Raw genomic sequence first — 12,137 nt, forward strand, 5'->3', positions numbered from 1 at the left:
TTACGGGCTGCACCTGCGCATGGCAACGCCTGCGTTCCCGCGATATCCGGTTAAGGTTTACCGGAAGGCGCCGCCGCTTACCATCGGCCGAATGCGCGCAGCGTTGCGGGGGCTTCGCCTATCCCGCCCTGGCCGCGAGCGCCTGCGCCACCCGTGAGGCCGGGGTGCGGCCGAGGGCGGCGGTGATGGCGCGGCCGGCGGCGGCGAGCTTTTCCAGGTCCACCCCGGTGCGAATTCCCAGGCCGTCCAGCATGTAGACGAGGTCCTCCGTGGCGAGGTTGCCGGAAGCACCCTTGGCATAGGGGCAGCCGCCGAGGCCCGCCACGGAGGCGTCCAGAGTGGCGATGCCGAGGTCCAGGCAGGCGAGCACGTTGGCCAGCGCCTGGCCGTAAGTATCGTGGAAATGCAAGGCGGTACGCGCGATGCCGATGTTGTCCGCCACCGCCTTCGCCATGGCCTTCGCCTTGTCCGGCGTGCCCACCCCGATGGTGTCGCCGAGGGAGATTTCGTAGCAGCCCATGGCCACCAGGGCCTCGGACACCTCCACCACCTTGGCCACCGGTACCTCACCCTGATAGGGGCAGCCGAGGACGCAGCTCACATAGCCGCGCACCGCCACGCCCCGCGCCCGCGCGAGGTCGAGCACGGGGGCGAAGCGCTCCAGGCTTTCGGCGATGGTGCAGTTTATGTTCTTGGCGGAAAAGGCTTCCGAGGCGGCGGCGAACACCGCCACCTCGGTGACGCCCGCCGCCAGCGCCAGCTCCAGCCCCTTCAGATTGGGGGTGAGGACGGGGTAGCGGACCCCTTCCTTCGGGCTGATGCCTTTGAGAACTTCGGCGGTATCAGCCATCTGCGGCACCCACTTCGGCGAGACGAAGGAGCCGGATTCGATGACATCAAGGCCGGCCTCGGCGAGCGCGTCGATCAGCGCCACCTTGGCGGCCACCGGGACGAGGCCGGGCTCGTTCTGCAGCCCGTCGCGGGGGCCGACCTCGACGATGCGCACGGATGAGGGGCGGGCCATCAGGCGTCCTCCAGGACCAGCAGCTCGGCGCCCTCGTCCACGAGGTCGCCGACGGCGAACTTCAGGGTCTTGACCTTGCCGTCGCGCGGAGCGGCGACGGTGTGCTCCATCTTCATGGCTTCCACCACCACAAGGGCAGCGCCCTTGGCGACCTCCTGCCCTTCCGCCACTGCGATGCGGATGATGGTGCCGGGCATGGGGGCCACCAGCCGGCCGGCGGTGCCGGTTGCGGCCTGGGAGGCGACGCGGGGGTCGATGAAGTCGAGCGCGTACTCCCCTCCGCGGACGAACACGGTGAGGCGCGCGCCGGTACGGATCACCCGGGCGGTGAGGGTCACTCCGTCGAGCCGGGCGCGGATGGCGCCGTCGGCCTCAACCTCGCCCTCCACGCTCCTGTCCCCGCCGGGCAGGGACAGGATGAAGCCGCCCGGCCGGAAGTGGGCGCGGATGGACAGGCGGGCCTCGCGGTCGGCGAAGGCGAGGTCCACATGGGCGTCGCGGTTGAGCCGCCAGCCGGGGGCGAGGCCCCAGGGCGACCACGGATCGGCCGCATCCACGGTCTCGGCGGACTGGCGGGCCTCCTCCTTCAGGATGGACAAGGCGGCCAGCGCCAGCACCGTGTCGTCCGCCGGTGCCGGCGGCGGCAGGAGCTGATCCTGGTGGCGGGCGATGAAGTTGGTGTCGAGCTCCGCCGCCGCGAACGCCGGATGCGCCGCGATGGCCTTCAGGAACACCCGGTTGGTGGCAAGGCCCACCACCTCGGTGGCGGCCAGCGCCGCCTCCAGCCGCCGCACGGCTTCGAGGCGATCGGCCCCCGCGACGATGATCTTGGCGATCATGGGATCGTAATGGATGGACACCGTGTCGCCGGCCCGCACGCCGGTATCCACGCGGGTGCCCGGCAAATGGGCGGGCAGCACGAGGTGATCGAGCCGGCCCACCTGGGGCAGGAAGTCCCGCGCCGGGTCCTCCGCATAGAGCCGCACCTCGATGGCGTGGCCCTTGAGCGGAATCTCCTCCTGGGCGAGCGGCAGGGCCTCGCCCTCGGCCACGCGGATCTGCCACTGGACGAGGTCCTGCCCGGTGATGGCCTCCGTCACCGGGTGCTCCACCTGCAGGCGGGTATTCATCTCCATGAAATAGAAGCTCTCGCCCTCGGCGATGAACTCCACCGTGCCGGCGCCGCGATAGCCCACGGCCTTCGCCGCATCCACGGCGGCCTTGCCCATGGCGGCGCGGCGCTCGGCGGTCATGCCGGGGGCGGGCGCCTCCTCCACCACCTTCTGATGGCGGCGCTGGATGGAGCAGTCGCGCTCGTGGAGGTAGACGCAATTGCCGTGGCTGTCGGCGAAGACCTGCACCTCGATATGGCGCGGCGTGGTGAGATACTTCTCCACCAGCACCTTGTCGTCGCCGAACGCGCTCTTCGCCTCGCGCTGGGCGGAGGCGAGGGCCTCGGGGAAGTCCTCCGCCGCGCGCACCACCTTCATGCCCTTGCCGCCGCCGCCGGCGGAGGCCTTAATGAGCACCGGGAAGCCGATGCGCTCCGCCTCGCGGGCGAGCAGGCCTGCGTCCTGGTCCTCGCCGTGATAGCCGGGCACCAGCGGCACCCCTGCGGTTTCCATCAGCGCCTTGGCCGCGCTCTTGGAGCCCATGGCGCGGATGGCCGAGGCCGGCGGACCGACGAAGACGATGCCGGCAGCCTCGCAGGCATCCGCGAAGGCGGCGTTCTCGGACAGGAAGCCGTAGCCGGGGTGGATGGCGTCCGCCCCGCTTTTGCGCGCCGCGTCGAGGATGGCGTCGATCCTGAGATAGCTCTCGCGGGCCGGCGCGGGGCCGATGGGATAGGCCTCGTCCGCCGTCGCCACGTGCAGGGCATCGGCGTCCGCCTCGGAATAGACGGCCACGGTGCGGATGCCCATGGCCTTGGCCGTGCGCATCACGCGCACGGCGATCTCGCCGCGGTTGGCGACGAGAAGGGTGCGGATCGCTCTGGTCATGCGGCCCCCCAATTGGGTTTTCTTTTTTCAAGGAAGGAGGAGACGCCCTCGCGGCCGTCGGCGCTGGCGCGCTGGTCGGCGATGCGGCGGGCGGTGTCCTGCATCACGCTCTGGTCGAAGGGCCGGTCCACGGCCACCACCAGCGCCTTGGTGGCGGCGATGGCCATGGGGCTGCCGGCCTTCAGCGCCTTCAGGTGCCTCGCCACGGCGGCATCCAGCTCCGCGGCCGGCACCACCTCGTGCACGAGGCCGAGGGCGAGGGCGGTTTCGGCGGAGAAGCGCTCGGCAGTGAGGAAGTAGCGCCGCGCCTGCCGCGCGCCCATGGCCCGCACCAGATAGGGGCTGATGACCGACGGGATGAGGCCGATGCGCACCTCGGTCACCGCGAATTCCGCCTCCGGCACCGCCACCGCGATGTCGCTGGCGGCGATCAGGCCGGTGGCCCCCGCGAAGGCCGAACCGTGCACCCGCGCCACGGTGGGCTTGGGCGAAAGGTCGATGGTGCGCATGAGGGTGGCGAGCGCCATGGCATCCGCCAGGTTCTCATGCCGGGTGTAGCCGGCCATGCGGCGCATCCAATTGAGGTCGCCGCCCGAGCAGAAGACCGGGCCGTTGGCCTTCAGGAGGATGACGTGGACGCCGGGATCGACAATGGCCGCCTCATAGGCGCGGGTGAGCGCCGTGATGAGAGCATCGTCGAAGGCGTTGCGCACCTCCGGCCGGTCGAGGGTGAGGATGGCGACGCCGTCCTCGATGGTGGTGAGGAGACTCATGGGGCTATCCTGCGCGGCGTCCGTGGGCGTGGTTCTGACCCGCCCCTGTTCTCCGGACAAGCGACAGCGCAGCTGGAGCGCCGATCCGGGGCCCAGGGGACAAGTCGGCGAAGCCGGCGAAATCCAACATGTTCTCCGATCAGGCCGCCTGCGGCGCACGCTTCCGCTGGGCCCCGGCTCTCCTTCCACTGCGTTCCGTTCCGTTCCAGTCGGCCGGGGCACGAGGGGGTACCGCGGGCCGGCATGCGCAAGGGCGCCATCACATGCGGAACACGCCGAAGCGCGTCTCCTTCTCGGGGGCGTTGAGGGCGGCGGACAAAGCGAGGGCCAGCACCATGCGGGTGTCGGCGGGGTCGATGACCCCGTCGTCCCACAACCGGGCGGAGGAATAATAGGGGTGGCCCTGCACCTCGTACTGGGTGCGGATGGGTGCCTTGAAGGCTTCCTCCTCCTCGGCCGGCCAGGTGCCGCCGCGCGCCTCGATGCCGTCGCGCTTCACCTGGGCGAGGACGTTGGCCGCCTGTTCGCCGCCCATCACCGAGATGCGGGCGTTGGGCCACATCCACAGGAAGCGCGGGTCGAAGGCGCGGCCGCACATGCCGTAATTGCCGGCGCCGAAGGAATTGCCGATCACCACCGTGAACTTCGGTACGCTGGCGCAGGACACCGCGGTGACGAACTTGGCGCCGTCCTTGGCGATGCCGCCCGCCTCGTACTTCCGGCCCACCATGAAGCCGGTGATGTTCTGCAGGAAGACGAGGGGAATATTGCGCTGGCAGCACAGCTCCACGAAGTGCGCGCCCTTGAGCGCGCTTTCGGAGAACAGGATGCCGTTGTTGGCGATGATGCCCACCGGATAGCCGAAGATGCGGGCAAAGCCGGTCACCAGCGTCTGGCCGTAGAGCGGCTTGAACTCGTCGAACTCTGAAGCATCGACGATGCGGGCGATGATCTGGCGCACGTCGAACGGCTGCTTCGGGTCGGCCGAGACGATACCGTAGATCTCCTTCGGATCGTAGAGCGGCGCGCGCGGCTCGCGGATGTCGAGGGAATGGGCCTTGGTGGTGTTGAGGTCGGCGACGATGGAGCGGGCGATGCCCAGCGCATGGGCATCGTTCTCCGCCATGTGGTCGGCGACACCCGAGGTGCGGGTGTGCACGTCCGCGCCGCCCAGCTCCTCGGCGGTCACGACCTCGCCGGTGGCCGCCTTCACCAGCGGCGGGCCGCCGAGGAAGATGGTGGCCTGGTTCTTCACCATGATGGACTGGTCGGCCATGGCCGGCACATAGGCGCCGCCCGCGGTGCACGAGCCCATGACCACCGCGATCTGCGGGATGCCTTCCGCCGACATGTTGGCCTGGTTGAAGAAGATGCGGCCGAAATGCTCGCGGTCGGGGAACACCTCGTCCTGGTTCGGCAAATTGGCGCCGCCGGAATCCACCAGATAGATGCAGGGCAGGTGGTTCTCCTGCGCCACCCGCTGGGCGCGCAGGTGCTTCTTCACCGTCACCGGATAATAGGTGCCGCCCTTCACCGTGGCGTCGTTGGCGACGATGACGCATTCCCGGCCCGAGACGCGGCCGATGCCGGTGATGATGCCGGCGGCCGGCACCTCGTCGTCATACATGCCGAAGGCGGCGAGCTGGGAGAGCTCCAGGAACGGGGAGCCGGTGTCCAGCAGGGTGCGGATGCGGTCCCGCGGCAGGAGCTTGCCGCGCTTCAGGTGCCGGTCGCGGGCCACCGGGCCGCCCCCCTCGGCGACGCGCTCCACCTTGTCCCTGAGGTCGGCCACGCTCGCCGCGAGGGCCTCGCGGTTGCGGCGGAATGCGTCGGAGCGGCGGTCCACCGCATCCTCGATGATCGCCATGAGCCCTCTCGCTCCACACTGAACCCGCCCGCGGGCGCGGGCTGAAACGCACTGTTGCCGATGGCCCCGGAGGGTGGCGCGCGGGCCCGCGGCGCGACGGGCGCGGGCGGCTCAAGGCGTCATCCTCCGGTGCCGGTCAGCGCCGGCTTGGAAACGATCGTACGTTTTTTTCCGTGGCGTGCAAGCGCTATTCGGAAGGGGATTTCACGATGCCGCCTCGCGCCTGGGGGCAGGGCGGGGCGCCTCAGGCGCGGGCCTTGGTCCGTGACTTGCGCGGCGGGGCGGCGGGAATCTCCCGCGCCAGCTCGGGCGCTTCGGGCGCCAGGCGTGGCGCGAGGGGGCCCGGCCCGGTCACGCCGTCCACCACGAGGCCGGTGTAGATCGCCACCAGCTCGTCCTGGGAGAGGCGGCCGCCCGGCCGGTACCACATGCAGATGCCGGTGAGCATGGAGATGATGGCGTAGGTGGCGACCTTCGGCTCGGCGACCTGGAACACGCCCTCGTCCGCCCCCTGCCGCAGGATGCCTTCCAGCAGCCCCTCGTAGCGCCGGCGCAGGGCGACGACCACGGCGCGGTGCTCGTCCTCCAGGCTGCGGATCTCCATGTTGGCGATGAAGACATGGGCCATGCGCGTCATGTGGTAGCGCAGGTGGAAGGCGGCGAACGCCTTCAGCCGCGCCAGCGGATCGCTCACCCCCTCGAGGTCCGCCTCGGCCTTGCCGAGCAGGTCCTCCATGTGGTCGCGGACGATGTCGAACAGCAGGTTCTGCTTGTTCTCGAAATATTTGTAGAGCGAGCCGGACTGCAGGCCCACCTCCGCCGCCAGCTGCCTGAGGCTCATGGCCTCGTAGCCATGCTTGTAGATGAGCTTGACGCCCGCCTGGCGGATGGCTTCGGCGGTGCGTGCGCCGTTGGAACCGATGGTGCGCGCCATGGCCTTCCAGGACAACGAGCCGGCCGCGACGCGGGCCGGGAAAGGGAGACGTTCGGATCGCGGAGCCGGCCGCAGGGGGATCGAGCCACGCCTGCCGCCGCGCGAAGCGGGACCATCCTGCGACAAGGCGGACCGCTTGGCCAGATAAAATAGAACGCTTGATTGTTTTACGCGCGGGGCCTCCGGACCTTCCGGATGGGAATCCGCGCACAGCCCGCGTGCGCCGATTGAGATGCTGCGCAAAAAACGCAAGTGTATCGTGCGTCAACCGGCCGGGCCGGCGGCCCGCGTCGCGGTCTACGCCAAAAGCACGCTTGACCGGATAAAAAAAGAACGCTTGATTGTTTCCTGATAACCGGCGGAACGACCGGACAAGGCGCCGAGCCAACCGCATCATGCGGGGCGCCATAAGGGGGAAGGGCAAAGCCTTCATCCCCCGCCAGACATAGGGAGGGGATGGGCTTGAGCACCACCACGGTGTCTCCGCAAGCCGCCCAGGAGGTGCGCCACGATGGCGTGCACGCCCGTGCGGGCGGAACTCTCCTCGGCGTCGAGAACATCTCGCTGCGCTTCGGCGGCCTCAAGGCGCTGAGCGACGTGAGCTTTCACGTCGACCGCGGCGAGCTTTTCTCCATCATCGGGCCGAACGGCGCCGGCAAGACCTCGATGCTGAACTGCATCTCGGGGCGCTACACGCCGAGCGACGGCCGCGTGGTGTTCGATGGCTCGGACGTCACCCGGCTGAAGCCCAACCGGCGCGCCGCCATCGGCATCGGCCGCACGTTCCAGAATCTGGCGCTGTTCAGCCACATGAGCGTGCTCGACAACATCATGGTCGGGCGCCACCATCTTTTGAAGAACAACTTCCTCACCGGCGCGCTCTACTGGATCGGCGGGGCGCAGAAGGAAGAGCTGGAACACCGCCGCAAGGTGGAGGAAGTCATCGACTTCCTCGACATCCAGCACGTGCGCAAGGCCACCGCCGGCACCCTCTCCTACGGGCTGCGCAAGCGGGTGGAGCTCGCCCGCGCCGTGGCGCTGGAGCCGAAGCTCATCCTCCTCGACGAGCCCATGGCGGGCATGAACCTCGAGGAGAAGGAGGACATGGCCCGCTACATCGTCGACCTGAACGAGGAGTGGGGCATGACCATCGTCATGATCGAGCACGACATGGGCGTGGTGATGGACATCTCCCACCGCGTCATGGTGCTCGACTTCGGGCGCAAGCTGGTGGAGGGCGAGCCCGCGGAGGTCCTTGCCGACCCGCATGTGCGCAAGGCCTACCTCGGCGAGGAGGACCTTGAGGTGGAAGACGCGGCGGCATCCGCCGCCATGACCGCGTGATGCAGACCGCGTGAGGCGCGCCATGGCCCCTGTTCCCGCCTATCCGGACGTTCGCGTCCACGACACCCTGCCGAAGCTGCTGCGGCTCCACGCGCAGAGCCACCCGAACGACGTGTGGCTGCGCGAGAAGGACCTGGGCATCTGGATTTCCTACACCTGGGGCGAGGTGGCGACGCGGGTGCGCGACATCACCCTCGGCCTCACCACCCTGGGCGCCCGGCGCGGCGACGTGGTGGGCCTTCTGGGCGACAATCGTCCCGAATGGCTGATGGGCGAGATCGCCGCCCATGCGCTGGGCGGCATGAGCCTCGGCATCTATCGCGACGCGCTCGCCGACGAGGTCGCCTATCTCGTCACCTATGCGGACGTGGCGGTGATCTTCGCCGAGGACGAGGAGCAGGTGGACAAGCTGCTCTCCCTCGAGGAGAAAATCCCCACCGTCCGCCACATCGTCTATGCCGACCCCCGCGGCATCCGCAAATATGACGACCCGCGCCTCATCTCCCTGAAGGAGCTGGAGAGGCGCGGTGCCGAGGTGGCGGCGCGCGACGCCGGCGCCTACGACCGCCTCGTGAGCGCGGGCCAGGGCGCGGACGTGGCCATCCTGTGCACCACCTCCGGCACCACCTCGCACCCCAAGCTCGCCATGCTCACGGGCGGCGCGCTCCTGAGGCATTGCCGCGCCTATCTCGACATGGATCCGCGCTCGGCGGAGGACGAATACGTCAGTGTTCTTCAGATGCCGTGGATCATGGAGCAGATCTACGCCTTCGGGCAGGCGCTCATCTCCCGCATGAAGGTGAACTTCGTGGAGGAGCAGGAGACGCTCATGGCCGACATGCGCGAGATCGGCCCTTCCTTCGTGCTCTTCGCCCCCCGGGTGTGGGAGCAGATCGCCGCCGACGTGCGCTCGCGCATGATGGATTCCTCCGCGTTCAAGCGGGCCATGTTCGACCTGGGCATGAAGCTGGGCCTGAAGGCGCTGGACCAGGGCCGGCGCTCCCCGCTCGCGGATTTCATCCTGTTCCGCGCCCTGCGCGACCGGCTCGGCTTCTCGCACCTGAAGTCCGCCGCCACCGGCGGTGCGGCGCTGGGGCCGGACACCTTCCGCTTCTTCCTCGCGCTCGGCGTGCCCATGCGCCAGCTCTACGGCCAGACCGAGCTGCTCGGCGCCTACACCCTGCACAAGGCGCACGACGTGGATTTCGACACCGTGGGCGTGCCCTTCGACGGGGTGGAGATCCGCATCGACGATCCGGACCCGAACGGCCTCGGCGAGGTGGTGACGCGCCACCCCAACATGTTCACCGGCTATTTCCGCAACGAGGAGGAAAGCGCCAAGTCGTTCGCGGAAGAGGGCTGGATGCGCACCGGCGACGCCGGCTTCTTCAACGGCAAGGGCCATCTCGTCGTCATCGACCGCATCCGCGACATGGCGAAGACCGCGGGCGGCGACCGCTTCTCGCCGCAATATATCGAGAACAAGCTGAAATTCTCGCCCTACGTGGCCGAGGCCGTGGTGCTGGGCGACGGGCGCGACAGCCTCGCCGCGCTCATCTGCATCCGCTTCTCCATCGTCTCCAAATGGGCGGAGAAGAACCGCATCGCCTTCACCACCTATACCGATCTCTCCGCCAAGCCGGAGGTCATCGCCCTTCTGAAGAAGGAAGTGGAGGCGGTGAACGGGACGCTCGCCGAGAAACAGCGCATCGGCCGCTTCCTCCTGCTCTACAAGGAGCTGGACGCCGACGACGGCGAGCTCACCCGCACCCGCAAGGTGCGCCGCGGCGTCATCAACGAGCGGTACGGGCCCATCATCGACGCCATGTACGCGGGTGAGAGGGTGATCGACGTGGACACCACCATCACCTTCCAGGACGGCACCCGCCAGCGCATCAAGACGAAGCTCGACGTGATCGACCTCGGCGCCCCGAAGCCGGTGAACGACGACACCAAGCGGAGGGCCGCGTGATGGGAGCTGCAACGCAACGCGCGTTCGCGCCCCGGACAAGCGACGGCGCAGCCGGAGCGCTGATCCGGGGCCCAGGGGAAAATGCGGCGAAGCCGGCAAATTCCTTGGCGGTCCCAGATGAAGCCGCCTGCGGCGCACTCTTGCGCTGGGCCCCGGCTCTCCTTCCGCTCGCGCTCCGGTCGGCCGGGGCACGTGGGCGGCGTCTGACCTTCATCGCGACGGAGCCTGCCTGATGCAATCCCAGCTCCTGCTCCAGCTCATCATCAACGGGCTCATCATCGGCACGCTCTATGGCGTGGTGGGCATGTGCTTCGTGCTCATCTACAAGGCCTCGCAGGTGGTGAACTTCGCCCAGGGCGAGTTCCTGCTCATCGGCGCCTGGACCTGCTGGTGGCTGCTCACCGCGTGGAACATCCCCTTCTTCTGGGGCTTCCTCATCGCGGTGTGCTTCATGATGGTGTTCGGCATCGCTGTGCAGATGGTGGTGCTGAGGCCGCTGATCGGCGAGCCGATCATCTCGGTGATCATGGTCACCATCGGCCTGTCCATCTTCTTCCAGGCGCTGATGAAGTGGATGTTCGGCACCTTCGCCCAGCCGTTCCCGCCCATCTTCAGCGTGGACAAGGTGAACATCCTGGGGCTCCAGGTGCAGACGGCCTACCTCATGTCCACCGGCGTGAGCCTGGCGATCATGGCGGGCTTCGCCTGGTTCTTCAAATATTCGCGGCTCGGCCTCGCCATGCGCGCCACCGCCTTCTCCCAGCAGGTGGCGCAGTCGCTGGGCATCTCGGTCCGGCAGGTGTTCGCTTTGTCCTGGGGCATCTCGGCGGCGGTCTCGGCGGTCGCCGGCGTGGTGGTGGGCATCGTCAACGGCGTGTCGTCGGCGCTCTCCTACTTCGGCATCAAGGTGTTCCCGGCGGTGATCCTCGGCGGCCTCGACAGCGTGTTCGGCGCGGTGGTGGGCGGCCTCATCGTCGGCCTGCTGGAGAACCTCGGCCAGTACGTGGACAGCCAGTATCTGAAGTGGGGCAATCTCTACGAGATCATCCCCTTCTACGCCCTCATCATCATCCTGATGATCAAGCCCTACGGGCTGTTCGGCACCCGCGACATCGAGAGGGTCTGACGCCATGGCCATCGACACCATGCGCCCGTGCGGGGACTACCGCACCAGCTACCGGGCCGACCAGACCATCTTCGCGACGCGCCTCACGTGGATCTTCTGCGTCGCCGCCGTGGCGCTGCTCTGCCTCGCGCCGCTGTTCTTCTCGCGCTACGTGCTGAGCCTGATGATCCAGATCGGCTATCTCGGCATCGCCGCGCTGGGGCTGAACATCCTCGTCGGCTTCTCGGGGCAGATCTCCATCGGCCACGCGGTGTTCTTCGGCTTCGGCGGCTTCGCCTCCGCCTTCCTCGCCGACAAGGGCGTGCCGGTGCCGCTCGCCATCGTGCTGGCGGGGCTGTGGACCACGGTGGTCGGCCTCATCTTCGGCCTGCCGGCGGCGCGGGTGAAGGGGCTCTACCTCGCCATCGCCACGCTCGCCGCGCAGTTCATCCTGCAGGATTTCTTCGTGCGCGCCGAATGGTTCACCGGCGGCACCCACGGGGCCATGGCCGCGCCCTTCACCCTGTTCGGCTTCGACCTCTCCGGCGACGACAAATACTTCTACGTGGTGCTGTTCTTCGTGGTGGTCATGTATCTCGGCGCCGCCAATCTCATGCGCAGCCGCGACGGGCGGGCGCTGATCGCGGTGCGCGACCATTACCTCTCCGCCGAGATGATGGGCGTGAACCTCACCAAGTACCGCACCATGGCGTTCGGCATCTCGTCCTTCTATGCCGGCATCGGCGGGGCGCTCTACGCCCACTATGTGGGCTTCATGTCGGTGGAGGGGCTGGACATCCTGTTTTCCATCCAGTTCCTCGGCATGATCATCATCGGCGGGCTCGGCTCCATCATGGGCTCGCTCATGGGCACCATCTTCATGGTGCTCCTGCCCGAGGCCACCGGCTGGCTCGCCGCCGCCCTCCAGGGCAGCGCCATCGACCATGCGCTGCACCTGAAGGACGGCATCACCTACATGCGCGAGATGCTGATCGGTGCCACCATCATCCTGTTCCTGATCTTCGAGCCGGACGGCCTCGCCCACCGCTGGCGCCTGATCAAGGCCTATTGGAAGCTCTACCCCTTCTCTTACTGAGTTGAGTGCGCCGAGGCGGCAC

9 protein-coding genes are annotated in these 12,137 nt (G+C 68.2%); 4 read left to right on the top strand and 5 right to left on the bottom strand.

The window, feature by feature from the left end:
- Window positions 1-118: 118 nt before the first annotated feature.
- The 5 genes from V5F59_RS23690 to V5F59_RS23710 all read right to left on the bottom strand — a co-directional run bounded on the left by V5F59_RS23690 (window position 119) and on the right by V5F59_RS23710 (window position 6,598).
- A complete protein-coding gene (locus tag V5F59_RS23690; protein ID WP_393978727.1) occupies window positions 119-1,024 on the bottom strand; it encodes a hydroxymethylglutaryl-CoA lyase in 906 nt (301 codons plus the stop codon).
- Window positions 1,024-3,024: an acetyl/propionyl/methylcrotonyl-CoA carboxylase subunit alpha gene (locus V5F59_RS23695; protein WP_393978729.1), complete on the bottom strand. Its 2,001-nt coding sequence runs from the start codon at window positions 3,022-3,024 to the stop codon at window positions 1,024-1,026. The genes V5F59_RS23690 and V5F59_RS23695 overlap by 1 nt, the downstream gene beginning before the upstream one ends.
- Window positions 3,021-3,797, bottom strand: coding sequence for an enoyl-CoA hydratase/isomerase family protein (locus V5F59_RS23700; RefSeq protein ID WP_393978731.1), 777 nt, complete (start codon window positions 3,795-3,797; stop codon window positions 3,021-3,023). Before V5F59_RS23700 ends, V5F59_RS23695 begins: the two co-directional genes overlap by 4 nt.
- A 259-nt stretch (window positions 3,798-4,056) precedes the next feature.
- Window positions 4,057-5,664: a carboxyl transferase domain-containing protein gene (locus tag V5F59_RS23705; RefSeq protein ID WP_393978733.1), complete on the bottom strand. Its 1,608-nt coding sequence runs from the start codon at window positions 5,662-5,664 to the stop codon at window positions 4,057-4,059.
- A 244-nt stretch (window positions 5,665-5,908) separates the two neighbouring features.
- Window positions 5,909-6,598 carry a TetR/AcrR family transcriptional regulator gene (locus tag V5F59_RS23710; RefSeq protein WP_393978735.1) on the bottom strand — a complete coding sequence of 230 codons (690 nt, stop codon included), beginning with the start codon at window positions 6,596-6,598 and terminating at the stop codon, window positions 5,909-5,911.
- Window positions 6,599-7,114: 516 nt separating this feature from the next.
- On the opposite strand from V5F59_RS23710, the gene V5F59_RS23715 reads away from it, so the two are divergent.
- From V5F59_RS23715 to V5F59_RS23730, 4 genes are all read left to right on the top strand, one after another.
- Window positions 7,115-7,942 (top strand): ABC transporter ATP-binding protein, encoded by an 828-nt coding sequence (locus V5F59_RS23715; RefSeq protein WP_393979747.1) that lies wholly within the window; start codon window positions 7,115-7,117, stop codon window positions 7,940-7,942.
- 22 nt (window positions 7,943-7,964) lie between these two features.
- Window positions 7,965-9,914: a long-chain fatty acid--CoA ligase gene (locus V5F59_RS23720; protein WP_393978737.1), complete on the top strand. Its 1,950-nt coding sequence runs from the start codon at window positions 7,965-7,967 to the stop codon at window positions 9,912-9,914.
- 232 nt (window positions 9,915-10,146) lie between these two features.
- A complete protein-coding gene (locus tag V5F59_RS23725; RefSeq protein ID WP_393978739.1) occupies window positions 10,147-11,040 on the top strand; it encodes a branched-chain amino acid ABC transporter permease in 894 nt (297 codons plus the stop codon).
- A 4-nt stretch (window positions 11,041-11,044) separates the two neighbouring features.
- Window positions 11,045-12,115 carry a branched-chain amino acid ABC transporter permease gene (locus tag V5F59_RS23730; protein ID WP_393978741.1) on the top strand — a complete coding sequence of 357 codons (1,071 nt, stop codon included), beginning with the start codon at window positions 11,045-11,047 and terminating at the stop codon, window positions 12,113-12,115.
- Window positions 12,116-12,137 lie beyond the last annotated feature (22 nt).

The organism is Xanthobacter nonsaccharivorans (assembly GCF_043194755.2).
GTDB classification, from domain to species: Bacteria; Pseudomonadota; Alphaproteobacteria; order Rhizobiales; family Xanthobacteraceae; genus Xanthobacter; species Xanthobacter autotrophicus_G.